The organism is Kitasatospora cystarginea (assembly GCF_039533515.1).
GTDB classification, from domain to species: domain Bacteria; phylum Actinomycetota; class Actinomycetes; order Streptomycetales; family Streptomycetaceae; genus Kitasatospora; species Kitasatospora cystarginea.
Window position 1 is genome coordinate 13,160 of sequence record NZ_BAAATR010000040.1, and the last position, 15,605, is coordinate 28,764.

The window sequence follows — 15,605 nt, forward strand, 5'->3', positions numbered from 1 at the left end:
GTGGTGCCTTCGTGACTCGATCCTCGGTGTCGGGCGCAACTTATCGGGCGGATGCGGCGTGTATACCGCTGGGATTCAGTGATGAGGGGACGAAAGTGAAGTCGGTGCGCAGGGCCCTGGTGGCCGGGTTGCTCGGGGGCGCGCTGGCGCTGACCACGGCTTGCAGCAGCGGCGGCGGCGGTGGCTCATCGGACGGCGGCAAGACGGCCGAGTCGAAGGCGGCGGCGTCGGCGGCGCAGATCGCGATCACACCGAAGAACGGTGCCACCGACGTGAAGCCGTCGGACGGGCTGAAGGTCTCGGTGGCGAGCGGCAAGCTGTCCAAGGTCACGGTGACCGACAAGGACGGCAAGGCGGTCGACGGGGCGATATCCGCGGACGGGGCCAGCTGGGTGCCCAAGGCGGGCCTCGCGGTCGGCTCGCAGTACAAGGTCAGCGCCCAGGCCGCTGACGACAAGGGTGTGGTGGCCACTGCCGAGAGCAGCTTCAGCACGCTCACCCCGGAGAACACCATCAACTTCAGCGACAACCTGGCGAAGGACGGCACCTACGGTGTCGGCATGATCGTCCGGCTGGAGTTCAAGAAGCCGGTCAAGAACAAGGACGACGTGGTCAAGAACATCACGTTCGAGGCCACCGACGGCAGCGTGGTGAAGGGGCACTGGTTCGGCAACCAGCGCATCGACTTCCGGCCGGAGAAGTTCTGGAAGTCGGGTACCAAGGTGACGGTGCACTACCACCTGAAGAGCGTTGAGGTGGCGCCCGACGTCTACGGCGCGCGCGACCTCGACGAGTCGTTCACCATCGGCCGTGACAAGGAGAGCACGGTCGACGCCTCGACCCACCAGATGACCGTCGAGAAGGACGGCCAGGTGGTCCAGACCATCCCGATCAGCACCGGCGCCTCCGAGCCGGAGTCCTGGCGGGCCTACAACGGCACGATGGTGATCGAGGCCCGTGAGGGCTCGGCCATCATGGACTCCTCCACCGTGCCGGGCCTGCAGGGCGCGCCGTACAAGCACCCCGTCCCGCACTCGCTGCGGCTTACCGACTCGGGCACCTATGTGCACGGCAACAACTGGTCGGACTCGAGCGTCTTCGGCCACGAGAACGTCAGCCACGGCTGCGTCGGTCTGCGGGACGCGCCCGGTGATGCGGGCGGCGACGACACTCCGGCGGGCAAGTTCTACGCCGACTCGATCATCGGCGACGTGGTGACCGTCAAGAACTCGGTCGGCAACGACGTCAGCCCCGACAACGGGCTGAGCGGCTGGAACATCGACTGGAAGAACTGGTAGGCCGATCGCGCCGTCGGGATCTCGGACCGGCCGGCGACAGGGAGCGCGACGCCGCGGGCCCTGTCGCCGGCCGGTCCCAGCGCAGCACAACTCACAGGGGGGAAGAGCAGATGAGGCGGATCCGGGGCGGACTCACCGCGGGGGCACTGGTGCTGGCCACCGCGGCCTGCAGCGCGGGGGGTGGCGGCGGCTCCGACCAGGCCGCCGCCAAGATGGCGGCCTCGCCCAAGCCGACGGTGTCGGCGGCGCGGATCGACATCGAGCCCAAGGCCGGTGCCACCGACGTGAAGCCGTCGGGTGCGCTCAAGGTGTCGGTGGCGAGCGGCAAGCTGTCCAAGGTCACGGTGACCGACAAGGACGGCAAGGCGGTCGACGGGGCGATATCCGCGGACGGGGCCAGCTGGGTGCCCAAGGCGGGCCTCGCGGTCTCCTCCCAGTACAAGGTGACGGCGCTGGCCAGTGACGCCAACGGCATCGCCACCCAGGCGGAAAGCACCTTCGGCACCCTCACCCCCGAGAAGGACGCGGGCCCGCACGACAACATCGACGACGGCAGCACGTACGGCGTCGGGATGATCGTCTCGCTCAACTTCAAGAAGGCGGTGAAGGACAGGGACGCCGCCCTGAAGGGCATCAGCATCGAGGCATCGGACGGCAGCGTGGTCAAGGGCCACTGGTTCGGCGACGACCGGGTGGACTTCCGGCCGGAGAAGTTCTGGAAGCCGGGCACCAAGGTGACGGTGCACTACCGGCTGAAGAGCGTCGAGGTCTCGCCGGACGTCTACGGCGGGGTGGACAGCGACCAGACCTTCACCATCGGCCGGGACCAGCAGACCACGGTCGACGCCCGCAAGGACACCATGACGGTGGTCCGCGACGGCCAGACCGTCGACACCATCCCGATCACCGCGGGCAAGCCGGGCTTCGACTCCTGGAACGGCACGATGGTCATCGAGGAGAAGGCCGAGCGCACCAGGATGAGTTCGCAGGGCCTCAGCAACGTCTCCGCGGCGGAGTCCTACGACCTCTCCGACGTGCCGCACGCGATGCGGCTCACCGACTCGGGCACCTATGTGCACGGCAACTCCTGGGCGGTGGGCGCGATGGGCTCCTACAACGCGAGCCACGGCTGCATCGGTCTGCAGGACGCCCGGTACGGCAGCGACGGCTCCGACGCCGGCAAGTACTTCCGCTCCGCTCTGGTCGGCGACCCGGTCACCGTGGTGAACTCCAAGGGTGCCGAAGTGGCCGCGGACAACGGCCTCAGCGGCTGGAACACGGACTGGAAGAACTGGTAAACCGGCTGCGGCCGGTTCGAACTAGTAGGGGAGGGCGGGTACATGAGGTTGATGCCCCGAAGGGTGGCAGTCACCACACTGGTGCTGACCACCGCGGTCGGCGGTCTGACGGCCGGCGCGGGCAGCGCGTTCGCGGCCCAGCCGGCCGCGGCCGAGCGGCAGAGCGCAGGGCCGTACGACAACGTCACCAGCGGCAGCACGTACGGCGTCGGGATGATCGTCTCGCTCAACTTCCGGAAGGCGGTGCGGAACAAGGCGGCCGTCGACAAGGCCATCAGCTTCACCACCTCCGACGGCAGCAAGGTCAAGGGCCACTGGTTCGGCAGCTACCGGGTGGACTTCCGCCCGGAGAAGTTCTGGAAGCCGGGTACCAAGGTGACCGTGCACTACCGGCTGAACAACGTCCAGGTCTCGCCCGGCGTCTACGGAGGGGTGGACAGCGACCAGACCTTCACCATCGGCCGCGACCAGCGCACCACGGTCGACGCGGCCAAGCACACCATGACCACGGCCCGCGGCGGCAAGAGGGTGAGCAGCTACCCGATCACCGCGGGCAAGCCGGGCTACGACTCCTGGAACGGGATCATGGTGATCTCCGAGAAGGACGAGCACGTCGAGATGAAGTCCGCGCCCGGCGCTCCCAAGAACGAGCAGTACGACGTGAAGGACGTCCCGCACGCGCTGCGGCTCACCGACTCCGGCACCTATGTGCACGGCAACTACTGGGCCGTGGACTCGATGGGTCGGAGCAACGTCAGCCACGGCTGCATCGGGGTGCAGGACGTCGAGCACGGCAGCAACAGCTCGAACGCAGGGAGGTTCTTCCGCTCCTCGCTGGTCGGCGACCCGGTCACGGTGGTCAACTCGGACGGCGGCAAGGTGGCTCCGGACAACGGCCTGAGCGGCTGGAACCTCGGCTGGAGCAAGTGGTAGGCACCGGCTCAACTCGGCCTAGCCAAAGCTGACTTGCACCTGGCATATGCCAAATGAATAGTGATCGTTTCGTCATTGTCCGTACGCGGCCGCTTGCAGTCCGCAATGATTGGCGCATGGCGGGATGGGGCGAAGCGGAACGGGCATCACATCCGGGAGCGGACCTGGCTGCTGATGGCCGGTCGGCCGACCGGTCCTCGGCCCCGGAGACACTGATGCTGCTCACTCCTCGACAGCTCGAGGAGGAGTGCTTCAGCCGGCTCTGCGAGCTGGTCGCGGGTGAGCAGGAGGTCTTCCTGCCGTCCAGACCGGAGCTCGTCCGGGTGGTCAGACGGGCCGTCGTCGCGGTGCTGGAGGGCTGGCAGCTGCCGCAGCTGCTGGAGGTCGGCGAACTGCTCGCCGGTGAGCTGATGGCCAACGCGGTCCGGCACACCGGCGGGCGGACGGTCAGCGTCCGGCTCAGCCGGCGGCCGGGCTGGCTGCGGATGGAGGTGCGCGACTCCTCGCGGGCGCTGCCCTGCCTGGTCCTGGCCGAGCCGGGCGGCAGCGAGCACGGCCACGGGATCAAGCTGGTGGACGCGCTCTCCGAGCGCTGGGGGGCGGACTTGCTGCCGCGCGGCAAGGGCGTCTGGCTCGAACTGAAGATCCGCGAGCGGCCGGCCTGAGGCCCGGCCGCAGGCCTCGGAAGACGATGCGGGGCCCCGCCCCGCTGATGTGCGGTCGTCGGGGCCCCTGCATGGTCACCGCGGCGGCCAAGGGGGTGCGTGCCGCGCGGTGGATGACGGCCGAACCGGGTCAACTGGAAGGCCGTGAGTTGTCGACGGACGCGCATGCGTCCGGACATGTCCGACTATCGCATGGTCTCAGTACGGGAGCAAATTCGATTGAAAGGTTTGCGATCTATTGAACCTTTGGTATGCGCATAAATTCACGCTGATGCCTGTGAATATTCATTAATGATCTTTAATGGCATGCCTCCCGCAGAAAGCGGTCGAGTGATCGTGCCGTGGGTCCAGCCGCGGGTTCGGCCGTGGGTTCAGCTCTGACCGCCGGCTCCGCCCCGGTTCCACTGGACGAGGTCGTCCCAGGTGGGACCGCCCCGGCGGCGCATCCCGGATGGTTGCTCGGCGGCCGGGTGGCCGAGGCAGACGATCAGCTCGGGCGCCACCTCCTCCGGGAGGGCCAGCAGCGTGGCCACCGCCGCCCGGCTGAACGAGGTGACCGGCCCGGCGCCCAGGCCGATACCGTGTGCCGCCAGCAGCATGGTCGCGGCAGCGGTGCCCACGTCCACGTGCGGGCCCCGGGCGGTCGCAGGGAAGCCGTAACTCCTGGCCCGGGCCCAGTCGACGCAGACCACGATCGCGGCGGCCGGGTGCTGCAGCATTCCCGGTGAGACCAGCCGCAGCGCGCGCAGCAGCGGCGGGTGGGTGACGGCGACGTAGCGGTGCAGGCGGCGGTTCCCGGCGTGCGGCGCGAAGCGCGCGCTGTCGAGCACCGTGCGCAGTTGCTCCGGCTCGACGGGCTCCGCCGTCATGGCGCGCACCGCACGGCGGCTGCGGATGGCCTGGAGCACCTCGTTCACCGGGTGTCCCCGTTCAGGTCCAGGGTGGCCACCAGATGGGCGGCCACCGCCCGACACAGGGCGTCCAGTCGCTCGGTGTACCCCGCAGGATCGCCCGCGCCGACGGCCGTCTCCACGCACCCCTGCCGGACCTCCAGCAGCAACGGCCGCAGCCCGGCGCCGGCCTGAGGGGTGATCATTTCTGCCAGTCGGCCCGCCGCCGTGAGCAGCCGCAGCGGGGCGTACTCGGCCGCCTCGTCCAGCTGGGTACGGGCGGCCGTCACCAGGTACGCGAGCAGCTCGACGGCGTCGTCTTCGGCGAGCACGAGAGTCTGGGACACCGCGGGGCCTCTCTACGGGGCTACCTCAGCAGTCTGCGGCTGCGGCGACCGGACCGCGCGGTGGTGGCGCCCCAAGGGTCAGCTCGCCGGACGGCGTCGTCCCCGGCGAGCGCGAGCGCGAGCGCGGGACGGGCGCGGGAACCGGGGGCGCCGCAGCGGCCCTTCGGCCGGGGCCTCAGTGGTCCGCCGCCGGAGTGTCCCGGCCGCGTGTCGAACGTGCCAGGCGCACCGCTGTCCGGATCCGCTCGGCGTGGGCGTGGACCGCCTCGGGGCCGAGGGGCTCGGGGATGAAGGGCTCGGGGCTGACGGGCATCCTGTGGATCCTGTTGCCGAGGGTCTGAGCGCTGAGGAAGGTGTCGGGCTCGCCGGACGGGGCCTCTTTCCAGCAGTCGTGGCACAGACCTCCCGACAGGTGCTCCGGGCGGCCGGGTACGCCGCAGACGAAGCACTCCATGATCCGGATGATTACGGGTTCGGGCTGCCCGTTCAAGGTGTTCCCTCCGGTCTGGACGGGTGCGGGCGGCATCTTGGCGATGAGCCGCTTGCGGACGAACGCGCCCGCGCAGTGGACGGTTTCGGGCAGCCCGGCGGTGAGGACGGCCGTGAACTGGCGCCGGTCCACCCCGCACGCCAGCCACTCGGCGGCCAGGCCCTCCAGCGCGGCGCACTCGGCGGCCGAGAGCAGCAGCCGGGTGTCGGCGCGGCCGAGCGAGGCCAGCGCCTCGAACGCCTCGGAGCGGGCGGGCCTGGCCGGACGGGTGGCCTCGGTCGGACGGGCGGGGTCGGCCGAGCGGGCGGGCCGGGAGGAGGCTGCCAGTTGGGAGGAGGACGGACCGGCGGGCTGGGAGAAAGTGGCGGGTACCGGCTGCTGGATGCGTCGCGGGGTGGACCGTTGACCGGGGCGTCGGCTCGGTCCTGGGCCGGGCGGGCTGCTCGGGTGGGACGGGCGGTGTGGCTTCGGGCGCCTGGCGCCTCGCTCTTTCGGGTGAATGCCCTTCGGTGGGGCCGGAGTTGGTTCGGACTGGGCGCTGCCGATGCGCCTGGTCGCCAGGAAGTCCGCCCACCAGCCCTTGCCGCGGGCCGTACGGGAGAAGTACGTCCGCTGCACCCAACGGACCTGGCCGACGCCCGCGTTGTCCCTGACCCGATACAGATGTCCGGTTGCCGAGAGGTTCCTCAGTGCCGACAGGACGGCCTGCTGGCCGTAGAGCGGTTGCGAGCCGGCGAGAGTCTTGGCGTCGATGGCGGCGCCGTCGGGCAGCTTGTCGATGAGCGCCGCGATGATCGCCTCGCGTGCGGGAAGGTGTTCGAAGTCGCGTTCGCCTTGGGGAAGTTGATCCGGCGCGGAGTGCTTTCCGTAGCCCGGAGGGGCCATCTTGACCGCGTGCGGGGGCATGGGAGCGCTAAGGTTGGCAGCAGCCACGAGATCGCTCTATTCGATCGAACTGGTCAGGCCCTCGTCCGGTGTCGCAAGCACCGGCGGGGGCCGTTCTGTTGCTGCGCACGCTACACCGAGACTCCGCTGCGTGGCGAACGGTGACGGTAAGTCATATATGCGGGTATGTACGGCGCTTGGGTGGGAGGGTGGTTTCCAACCCACCACCCTCCTGGAAAAGAAAGCGCTCGGGTCTCGGCGCTGGACTCTCGTGCTTCGGGGGCCGGGCTTCGGGGCCACCCGGGTGAGCTCCTCGCGCTCCTCAAGGGCCAGCCTCCCCCGCGAGGGTGAGCCGTTCCCGTGCCCGGGGTGGATGTGTCGTCCGAGGGCTCCCTGCGATCTTTGGCTCGGGCCGGTGGACGAAGCCGGCCGTCCGCACCGATCATGCGCTCGATTCAGGAGGATTCCCTCATGGCGGCTCGCTCCGTCCTCGCAAGGTTGCACGGCCGGGTGGTGGCGGGTGTGCCCCGCTGGGCGGTGTGGGCTGCGTACGCGACCTCTCTGACCGCGCTGCCTGCCGGTCTCTGGCGAATCCTGAGCGTCGACCTCCGGCTGCCGCTGATGGAGGCCCCGACCGACGGCCGCCCGCCGCCGGCATGGTTCGGCGGTGAGTGGTGGTACGTCATCGCACTGAGCGTGGTCAGCGAGACCCTGGCGTTCCTGGCGGTCGGCCTGGTCAGCGAGTGGGGTGAGGTGTGGCCCCGATGGATCCCCGGCCTGGGCGGACGCCGGGTGCCGATCCTTGCCGCGGTCATCCCGGCCGGCCTCGGTGCAACGGTGAACACCCTGCTCTGGCCGTACTCGATGACCATGATCAGCATCGGTCGCAATGTCAACGGTGCTGTCCATACCGGTTCGGGCGTGCATGGCTGGCAGGCAGCCATCTTCTACGGAGCGTACTGGCCGCTGGCCGCCTGGGGGCCGCTGCTCGGCATCCTCACCGTGCACTACTACCGCCGTCGCCGCGCTGCCGAGTCCGCCGACACGGAGGCCCCCGGAAGGCTGGAGCAGTGTCCAAGCGCAGCATGACGGCCCGTTGGCTGGCTGCGTAGGTGAGACCTGGTTCTGGCTCAACCTCCGTGGAGTACTGACTCAGCGTGACTCTTGATCTCGTTCCGTCCTGCGCTCGAACTCCTGGAGGGGCTCACCGGCGCGTACGCCGAGGGGCACCCGGATGACGTCCTCCACCTGCGGCTCTGGCTGCTGGGCGAGGTGGGCCGCTGCGCGGAGGGCATCTCGGAGGCCACCGCCCTCAACGAGCGGGAGCCCGGCGAGTGGGACACCGCGCTGGCGCGGCTGCTGGAGCTGGACGGCCGGCTGGAGGAGGCCCTCGCGCTTCTCCGCTCGTCCACCCACTACCTGGCCGACCTCGACCTGGCCGACATGCTGATCAGGCACGGCCGCCCGGCCGAGGCCCTCGCCTCCATCCCCACGATCGCCGAGGAGCGCGCGGCCGCCGAGCGGAGGGAGCGAGAGGTGGCGGAGCTGCGGAAGCAGGACGACCCCTGGGCCGGGGTGGGCGAGTTCACCCAGGAGCCCCCGTTCTAGGGCCTGTGTGATGTGCCTAGGACACCGTGTCGGCGCAGGCGTCGGAGCTGCTCAGAGGCCGGGAGCGGAGACGGATACCGGCTTGAGGTCCTTGGCGTAGCAGATCTGCACGTACGGACCAGTGCAGTACGCCGGGATCTCGGCGTAGCCGTGGCGAACGTACAGCGAGCGGGCCTCGATCAGGTCGAGGCGGGTGTTGAGGACCATCCGGGAGGCGCCGAGCAGGCGCGCCTCGCTCTCCAGCAGGTCCAGCAGCAGGCCCGCGCCCCCCTTGCCACGGAAGGCGGGGCGCAGGTACACCCGGGTGAGCTCGGCGCGCTCGGCGTCCAGCATCAACAGCCCGCCGCAGGCGGCGGCCTCGCCGCCGTACCAGCCGACGACGAACTGACCCGTGGGCGGGGTGAGCAGCTCGACGCCGTCGTTGGTGAGGCCCTCGTCGATCTCCTGCGAGGTCGCGGGCCGCTTCCAGTAGCGGCTCGCGACCTCGTCGTAGTAGTCGCGGCGAAGTGCGGTCGCGTCGGGGGTGTCGAAGGACTCGGGGGCGAGGCGCCAGGAGGTCATGGCAGTTCTATAGCCGGGGGCGGCGAGCCCTGGCCAGCGAATTTCGGCAGGGGAGTGAGTGGCTACTCGACGCTCTGCCGGGCGGCGTACGCGACGAACTCGGCCCAGGAGGTGGGGGAGAAGGCCAGCTGCGGGCCGTCCTTGTCCTTGGAATCGCGGACGTGGATGGTGTGGGGGCGGGTGGCTACCTCGATGCAGTTGTTGCCATGGGCGTCGCTGTGGCTGGACTTGAACCACTTGAGGGGGGTGCTCATAGTTGCTCCGCTAGTTTGCTGATGAGACGTGCTGATTCCTCAACGGTCATGGCCTGCATGCGGATCATGCCGTAGCGCTGGGTGAGGGCGTTGACGCTCTTCCGGTCACTGTAAATCGCATGTGTCTGCTGCCCTTCCACATAGGCGAGCTGCTCATGCGTGGAGGTTTCGAGCAGGTAGAACGGCCCAGTGAGGCCGACATGAACAGTACTCCCTGAGGGGAGCACCTGGACCGAGAGATTACGCAACTCTCCTGCAGTTAGAAGGTGCTGGAGCTGTTGCTTCATTACTTCTCTCCCACCTACGCCGGTCTGCAGCGCCGCCTCGTAGATCACGAAGCTGAAGAGGGCTGGCGGTCTGCGGGTCAGTTTCTCCTGCCGCTTGAGCCGGAATGCCACTCGCTCCTCGACGATGTCCTCGTCCGGGGGCGGGCAGTGGCCGCCCAGCAGAGCTCTCGCGTAGCCCTCTGTTTGCAAGAGGCCTGGGATCAGTAGGGACTCGAACGCTTGCACAGCGATCGCGTCCTCCTCGGCTGCCATGAAGTCCTGTACGTGAGTCGGGAGCTTCTCCGGCTTCAGGTACTCCGTTGCGGCGATCAGCAGACCCCGCGCGCCGCACAAGTCGTCCGCCACCTGAAGCAGTTGCGGCGTGGGCCGCCGCCGCCCCTGTTCCATTGACTTGATGGTCTCGTACTGGTAACCGGCCTCCTCGCAAAGTTGCTCGCGGGACACCCCCGCCCGCTCACGCCAGAGCTTGATCTGGCTACCGCAATACCGCCAATTCATCGGCGGCGGTGATGCCTCGCTCGTCAACTCGCGCCTCCTATCGGCTCTATGCACGCCACGAGTACAACCGCTTCCGTACGCGCGCCGTGGCTCCCGAGAGTAGGGCCGCGACGGGATCGTAAGAGGGCCGATCGATGGAATCCGCCCCTTCCGGATGACATCCGACGGCCCGTTCAGTGCCAGCCGTGAGCCCCAAGGATCTTGATGACCGTGCGTCCCGCCCCGCCCAGAGTTCCCGTCGCCGCGCCCCCGGAGGTCGAGTGGCGCCTGCCACGCCACTTCCGCAGCGTGGGCCGCGCCCGCAGCCTGCTGCGCGACCAGGCGGCGACCTGGCAACTCCCCTCCGAGGCGGCCGAGATGGCGGTGCTGCTGCTCAGCGAGCTGATGACCAACGCCTGTTGGCACGCCCGCCTCCCCCGGGGCCGCCACATCGCCGCCCGCTGCGTCCGGTATGCCGGCCGCCTGCGCGTCGAGGTCTCCGACGCGAGCAGCGAGATGCCGAAGCCACGCCAGGCGGCACCCGACGACGAGTCCGGCCGGGGCCTCGCCCTGGTCGCCGCCCTCGCCGACGCCTGGGGCGCCCACCCCCGCGACTGCGGCATCGGCAAGACCGTCTGGTTCGAACTCGGCCTCCCGCCGGGCGACTCACAGCCCGATGCCCCACAAGGTGCCCCGGTAGCGGACCGGTAATCCGACCACCGGCCAGAGCCGCGAAACCGCGTGACCTCGGGCTGGTTCAGCTGCTGAGACCACCCCGGGTCGAAGGGCAGGGACGGGCGGCCGGTGACCTGCACCTACACTCCCGGGGTGCCAACTCATCAGCTGATAGCCGTGGCCGTCGGCCTCACCATCGGAATCGTCTTCGGCCTGCGCCTTCGCCGCGCGAACCAGCGCCGCGCGGGCAAGCCGCTGTCGTTCGACTTCAAGGCGCACGGCGGTCGGAACTTCATCGATCAGACGCTTCTCATCACCAATCCGAACGCGAGCGACGTGGCCCCCGTGCTGGCGTTCACGGCCCTGGGCAAGGACGGGAGCGCCGTGCCCGGGGTCCAGGTGACCACCGCTTTCGGCAGCGACCAGGGCAGGCTCGTGGTCCACTCGGGCAGGGGTTTCGACGTGCTGGCCTTCAGCGGTCCCGACGCGGCCCTGGTCGCCGACGTCCGGGTCACCGTCAAGAAGATCATCGCGATGCGGACCGCCGGCCCCGCGGGCTACATCGACGCGGAACCGCTCGACGGGAACGGCAAGCCGGTGAGCAGGTTCGCCCCGTTCACGGCCGTCGTTCTGCGGAACCCGCATCCGGTGCCCGTTTCGCGCCGCATCGTCCACCTGGCCTACGACTCGCCGAAGGCCGGAGCCTCGCAGCAGGTCGTCCATCGCACCCCGATCGGGAACCTGGCCGTCGTGCCGGCCGGGGGCGAGCTGGTCGTCCCCGTCCCCGAGCCGGTCGCGGCCGAGATCCGCCGCTGCTCGGCCGGCCGGGCGGTCAGCGTCAAGACGTACCCGTCGTCCTGCTAGTGCCGCATCGGCCGACGTCCGCCCCGGCGTTCCCGTCCCTCGCGCCGTTCTGTGAGCCGGTGGGCTCGTGGCCGTTTCCGGGAGTTGGAGGAGAGCTCGGACGGCTTTGGTCAAGAGCCCGGTCCCTTGTGCATCCCGTTCAGGAAAGGCTGGATCGCTGGGCGCGTCCCACCTTACGGTGGCGCCATGAGCAATCACTCCGAAGCGCCTGTCGCGCCCGTCGAGGCCTATGAACCCCCCTACTACGTGGCTGTGTTCACCGCGGTGCGAACCCAGGACCAGAGTGGCTACAGCGAGACCAACGCACGCATGGAAGACCTGGTGAAGGACGTCCCCGGGTTCCTGGGGATGGACCACGCGCAGACGCCTGGCGGGCTGTCCATCACCGTCGGGTACTTCCGCGACGCCGACGCCCTCGCGGAGTGGCGGGGCGACGCCGAGCACCGCGCGGCGCAGAAGCGCGGGCAAGCCGAGTGGTACCAGAGCTACACGCTGCATGTAGCGAAAGTGGAGCGGAGCCACGGGTTCGTGCGAGCGCAGGTCGCGCAGAGCCCGACAGCAGGCTGACCAGCCGAAGTCACCTCGGCGACCGTTCCGCCACAAGCTCGCATCGAACGGGTGGGCGTGCCCCTCGCGAGCCCGATCCGGCGCCGCATCAGAGAACCTTCGCACTCCGATGACCGGAAGTCCCCGGCCCGCAGGGCGCGGACCGGGGACTTCGGGCTTGCTCAGCGCGGGGGCGTCAGCACTCGATGACGTTGACCGCGAGGCCGCCGCGCGAGGTCTCCTTGTACTTGATCTTCATGTCGGCGCCGGTCTCCTTCATGGTCTTGATCGCCTTGTCGAGGGAGACGTGGTGGCGGCCGTCGCCGCGCAGGGCCATCCGGGCGGCGGTGACGGCCTTGACCGAGGCCATGCCGTTGCGCTCGATGCAGGGGATCTGGACCAGGCCGCCGACCGGGTCGCAGGTGAGTCCCAGGTTGTGCTCGATGCCGATCTCGGCGGCGTTCTCGACCTGCTCGGGGGTGCCGCCGAGGACCTCGGCCAGGCCGCCGGCCGCCATCGAGCAGGCGGAGCCGACCTCGCCCTGGCAGCCGACCTCGGCGCCGGAGATGGAGGCGTTCTCCTTGAAGAGCATGCCGATCGCGCCGGCCGCCAGCAGGAAGCGGACGATGCCCTCGTCGTCGGCGCCCGGGATGAAGTTCAGGTAGTAGTGCAGGACGGCCGGGATGATGCCCGCCGCGCCGTTGGTGGGGGCGGTGACCACCCGCTGGCCGGAGGCGTTCTCCTCGTTGACGGCCATCGCGTAGAGGGTGACCCACTCCATCGCGTTCGCCGGGCCGATGCCCTCGGCACGCAGCGCCCGCGCCCCGGCGGCGGCGCGCCGGCGGACCTTGAGCCCGCCCGGCAGGATGCCCTCGCGGGCCATGCCGGCCGCGACGCATTCCTTCATCACGGCCCAGATCTCCAGCAGCCCGGCCCGGATCTCGGCCTCGCTGCGCCAGGCCTTCTCGTTCTCCAGCATCAGACCGGAGATGGACAGGCCGGTCTCCCGGGTGAGGCGCAGCAGCTCCTCACCGGTGCGGAAGGGGTAGCGCAGCGCGGTGTCGTCCGGCTTGACCCGGTCAGCGCCGATCGCGTCCTCGTCCACCACGAAGCCGCCGCCGACCGAGTAGTAGGTCTTCTCCAGCACCGGGACGCCGTCGGCGTCGTACGCTGCCAGGGTCATGCCGTTGGCGTGGTAGGGCAGGGACCGGCGGCGGTGCAGGATCAGCTGGGTGCCGGGGTCGAAGGGGATCTCGTGGTCGCCCAGCAGGAGCAGGCGCTTCTCGGCGTTTATCCGCTCCACGTCCAGGTCGGCCTTGTCGACGTCGACGGTGCGGGGGGAGTTGCCCTCCAGGCCGAGCAGCACGGCCTTGGGGGTGCCGTGGCCGTGGCCGGTGGCACCGAGCGAGCCGAACAGCTCGGCGCGGACGGAGGCCGTCTGGGCCAGCAGTCCCTCCGACTTCAGGCGGCGTGCGAACATCCGGGCCGCCCGCATCGGGCCGACCGTGTGCGAGCTGGACGGGCCGATGCCGATGGAGAAGAGGTCGAAGACGCTGATGGCCACGGTGGACGTCCTTGTCTGGGTCTCGTGGAAGGACTTGCTAGCGGTACATGGGTCGGGGCACCGCGCTCACTGTCCAGTGTGCGCGGTGCCCCGGAGTTCCAGGTGACGGCGGCGGAGTGAGGCCGGTCACCCAGGGCGGGACGCCGGTGGCTCCCGGGGAGGCCTACAGCTCCGGGTAGAGCGGGTACTTCGCGGCCAGCGCGGTGACGCGGGCCCGGAGCGCGGCGGCCTTCTCCTCGTCGAAGGAGGGCAGCAGCGTCTCGGCGATGACGTCGGCGACCTCGCGGAAGTCCTCGGCCTGGAAGCCGCGGGTGGCCAGGGCCGGGGTGCCGATGCGCAGGCCGGAGGTGACCATCGGCGGGCGCGGGTCGTTCGGGACGGCGTTGCGGTTGACGGTGATGCCGACCTCGTGCAGCCGGTCCTCGGCGTCCTGGCCGTTCAGCTCGCTGTTGCGCAGGTCGACCAGGACCAGGTGGACGTCGGTGCCGCCGGAGAGGACGGAGACGCCGGCGGCGGCGGTGTCGTCCTGGAGCAGGCGCTCCGCCAGGATCTTGGCACCCTCCAGGGTGCGGCGCTGGCGGTCCTTGAACTCCTCCGAGGCGGCGACCTTGAAGGCCACGGCCTTGGCGGCGATCACGTGCTCCAGCGGGCCGCCCTGCTGGCCGGGGAAGACCGCGGAGTTGATCTTCTTGGCGAACTCGGCCTTGGAGAGGATCACACCGCCGCGGGGGCCGCCCAGGGTCTTGTGGGTGGTGGTGGTGACCACGTCCGCGTACGGGACCGGGGACGGGTGCAGACCGGCGGCGACCAGGCCGGCGAAGTGCGCCATGTCGACCATCAGCAGCGCGCCGACCTCGTCCGCGATGCGGCGGAACTCGGCGAAGTCCAGCTGGCGCGGGTAGGCGGACCAGCCGGCGATGATCAGCTTCGGCTGGTGCTCCTTGGCCAGGCGCTCGACCTCGGCCATGTCGACCAGACCGGTCTTCTCGTCCACGTGGTACGCGGCCACGTTGTAGAGCTTGCCGGAGAAGTTGATCTTCATGCCGTGGGTCAGGTGGCCGCCGTGGGCCAGGCTCAGACCCAGGATGGTGTCACCCGGCTGGATCAGCGCGAACATCGCGGCGGCGTTGGCCTGCGCGCCCGAGTGCGGCTGGACGTTGGCGTGCTCGGCGCCGAACAGCTCCTTGATCCGGTCGATGGCGATCTGCTCGACCACGTCGACGTGCTCGCAGCCGCCGTAGTAGCGCTTGCCGGGGTAGCCCTCGGCGTACTTGTTGGTCAGCACCGAGCCCTGGGCCTCCATGACCGCCACGGGGGCGAAGTTCTCAGAGGCGATCATTTCGAGGGTGGTCTGCTGACGGTGCAGCTCGGCGTCGACCGCCGCGGCGATCTCGGGGTCGAGCGCGTGCAGGGACTGGTTCAGAACCGTCATGGAGATGGGTCTTCCTGTGGGGCGGGGCAGGGGACCTGAGGAGGCGTGGGGCGGCCGCCGCGCTGCGGCCGCCGCCCCCGAAGGGCCGGAAGGGTCAGGCGCCGATGAAGGCGTCGTACCCGGCGGCGTCGAGCAGCTCGTCGGTCGCGGTGACGCGGACCTTGTACAGCCAGCCGCCGGTGAAGGGCTCGCCGTTGACCAGGGCCGGGTCGTCGATGACGGCCTGGTTGATCTCCACGACCTCACCGGTGGCCGGCGAGAACAGGTCGCTGACCGACTTGGTGGATTCGAGCTCGCCACAGGACTCACCCGCGGTGACGGTGTCACCGACGTTCGGGAGCTGGACGTACACGATGTCACCGAGCGCGGTGGCCGCGTGCTCGGTGATGCCGACGGTCGACACGCCGTCCTCGTCGGCGGCGGTCAGCCACTCGTGCTCCTTGCTGTACTGCAGGTGCGTGGGGTTGCTCATGGCGTCATTCTCCAGGATCGCAAGAGGGTAGGGCGAAGCCGTCCGCTGAGCGGACCGGA

18 protein-coding genes are annotated in these 15,605 nt (G+C 69.7%); 9 read left to right on the forward strand and 9 right to left on the reverse strand.

The features are described 5' to 3' along the window. The first annotated feature begins 104 nt into the window (after positions 1–104). The 4 genes from ABD369_RS32000 (at position 105) to ABD369_RS32015 (ending at position 4,194) form a co-directional block, all read left to right on the forward strand. Entirely contained in the window at positions 105–1,298 is a 1,194-nt protein-coding gene (locus ABD369_RS32000; protein ID WP_344640103.1) for a L,D-transpeptidase, read from the forward strand. A 110-nt stretch (positions 1,299–1,408) separates the two neighbouring features. Continuing rightward, positions 1,409–2,596, forward strand: a complete 1,188-nt coding sequence (locus ABD369_RS32005; RefSeq protein ID WP_344640104.1) for a L,D-transpeptidase — start codon at positions 1,409–1,411, stop codon at positions 2,594–2,596. A 63-nt stretch (positions 2,597–2,659) separates the two neighbouring features. Beyond that, positions 2,660–3,529, forward strand: a complete 870-nt coding sequence (locus ABD369_RS32010) for a L,D-transpeptidase (protein WP_344640105.1) — start codon at positions 2,660–2,662, stop codon at positions 3,527–3,529. Between the two features lie 215 nt (positions 3,530–3,744). Continuing rightward, positions 3,745–4,194 (forward strand): ATP-binding protein, encoded by a 450-nt coding sequence (locus tag ABD369_RS32015; protein ID WP_344640106.1) that lies wholly within the window; start codon positions 3,745–3,747, stop codon positions 4,192–4,194. A 371-nt stretch (positions 4,195–4,565) separates the two neighbouring features. Here the strand turns inward: ABD369_RS32015 and ABD369_RS32020 are convergent, their stop codons facing one another. The 3 genes from ABD369_RS32020 to ABD369_RS32030 form a co-directional block, all read right to left on the reverse strand. Beyond that, positions 4,566–5,111 (reverse strand): nitroreductase family protein, encoded by a 546-nt coding sequence (locus tag ABD369_RS32020; RefSeq protein ID WP_344640107.1) that lies wholly within the window; start codon positions 5,109–5,111, stop codon positions 4,566–4,568. Continuing rightward, a complete protein-coding gene (locus ABD369_RS32025) occupies positions 5,108–5,431 on the reverse strand; it encodes a DUF6092 family protein (RefSeq protein WP_344640108.1) in 324 nt (107 codons plus the stop codon). The genes ABD369_RS32020 and ABD369_RS32025 overlap by 4 nt, the downstream gene beginning before the upstream one ends. Positions 5,432–5,606: 175 nt before the next feature. Then, on the reverse strand, positions 5,607–6,827 hold the full coding sequence (locus ABD369_RS32030; protein ID WP_344640109.1) for a MarR family transcriptional regulator: 1,221 nt from the start codon (positions 6,825–6,827) through the stop codon (positions 5,607–5,609). A gap of 450 nt (positions 6,828–7,277) precedes the next feature. Here ABD369_RS32030 and ABD369_RS32035 point away from each other — a divergent pair, with 450 nt between their 5' ends. Further along, complete coding sequence (locus ABD369_RS32035; protein ID WP_344640110.1) at positions 7,278–7,895, forward strand: hypothetical protein; 618 nt, start codon at positions 7,278–7,280, stop codon at positions 7,893–7,895. A 75-nt stretch (positions 7,896–7,970) separates the two neighbouring features. Next, on the forward strand, positions 7,971–8,414 hold the full coding sequence (locus ABD369_RS32040) for a hypothetical protein (protein ID WP_344640111.1): 444 nt from the start codon (positions 7,971–7,973) through the stop codon (positions 8,412–8,414). 51 nt (positions 8,415–8,465) lie between these two features. On the opposite strand, the gene ABD369_RS32045 is transcribed toward ABD369_RS32040, so the two are convergent. The 3 genes from ABD369_RS32045 to ABD369_RS32055 all read right to left on the reverse strand — a co-directional run bounded on the left by ABD369_RS32045 (position 8,466) and on the right by ABD369_RS32055 (position 10,041). Further along, complete coding sequence (locus ABD369_RS32045; RefSeq protein ID WP_344640112.1) at positions 8,466–8,975, reverse strand: GNAT family N-acetyltransferase; 510 nt, start codon at positions 8,973–8,975, stop codon at positions 8,466–8,468. 62 nt (positions 8,976–9,037) lie between these two features. Then, positions 9,038–9,229 carry a DUF397 domain-containing protein gene (locus ABD369_RS32050; RefSeq protein WP_344640113.1) on the reverse strand — a complete coding sequence of 64 codons (192 nt, stop codon included), beginning with the start codon at positions 9,227–9,229 and terminating at the stop codon, positions 9,038–9,040. Next, positions 9,226–10,041, reverse strand: a complete 816-nt coding sequence (locus ABD369_RS32055; RefSeq protein WP_344640114.1) for a helix-turn-helix domain-containing protein — start codon at positions 10,039–10,041, stop codon at positions 9,226–9,228. Before ABD369_RS32055 ends, ABD369_RS32050 begins: the two co-directional genes overlap by 4 nt. A gap of 177 nt (positions 10,042–10,218) precedes the next feature. On the opposite strand from ABD369_RS32055, the gene ABD369_RS32060 reads away from it, so the two are divergent. From ABD369_RS32060 to ABD369_RS32070, 3 genes are all read left to right on the forward strand, one after another. Then, entirely contained in the window at positions 10,219–10,704 is a 486-nt protein-coding gene (locus tag ABD369_RS32060) for an ATP-binding protein (RefSeq protein WP_344640115.1), read from the forward strand. Positions 10,705–10,821: 117 nt separating this feature from the next. Next, a complete protein-coding gene (locus tag ABD369_RS32065; protein WP_344640116.1) occupies positions 10,822–11,532 on the forward strand; it encodes a hypothetical protein in 711 nt (236 codons plus the stop codon). A gap of 186 nt (positions 11,533–11,718) precedes the next feature. Continuing rightward, positions 11,719–12,099: an antibiotic biosynthesis monooxygenase family protein gene (locus tag ABD369_RS32070; protein WP_344640117.1), complete on the forward strand. Its 381-nt coding sequence runs from the start codon at positions 11,719–11,721 to the stop codon at positions 12,097–12,099. Between the two features lie 175 nt (positions 12,100–12,274). Here ABD369_RS32070 and ABD369_RS32075 read toward each other — a convergent pair whose 3' ends face one another. From ABD369_RS32075 to gcvH, 3 genes are all read right to left on the reverse strand, one after another. Further along, positions 12,275–13,642: an L-serine ammonia-lyase gene (locus ABD369_RS32075; RefSeq protein ID WP_344640118.1), complete on the reverse strand. Its 1,368-nt coding sequence runs from the start codon at positions 13,640–13,642 to the stop codon at positions 12,275–12,277. Between the two features lie 163 nt (positions 13,643–13,805). Next, positions 13,806–15,074, reverse strand: a complete 1,269-nt coding sequence (gene glyA, locus ABD369_RS32080) for a serine hydroxymethyltransferase (protein WP_344640119.1) — start codon at positions 15,072–15,074, stop codon at positions 13,806–13,808. A 94-nt stretch (positions 15,075–15,168) separates the two neighbouring features. Further along, positions 15,169–15,546: a glycine cleavage system protein GcvH gene (gene gcvH / locus ABD369_RS32085; protein WP_344640120.1), complete on the reverse strand. Its 378-nt coding sequence runs from the start codon at positions 15,544–15,546 to the stop codon at positions 15,169–15,171. Positions 15,547–15,605 lie beyond the last annotated feature (59 nt).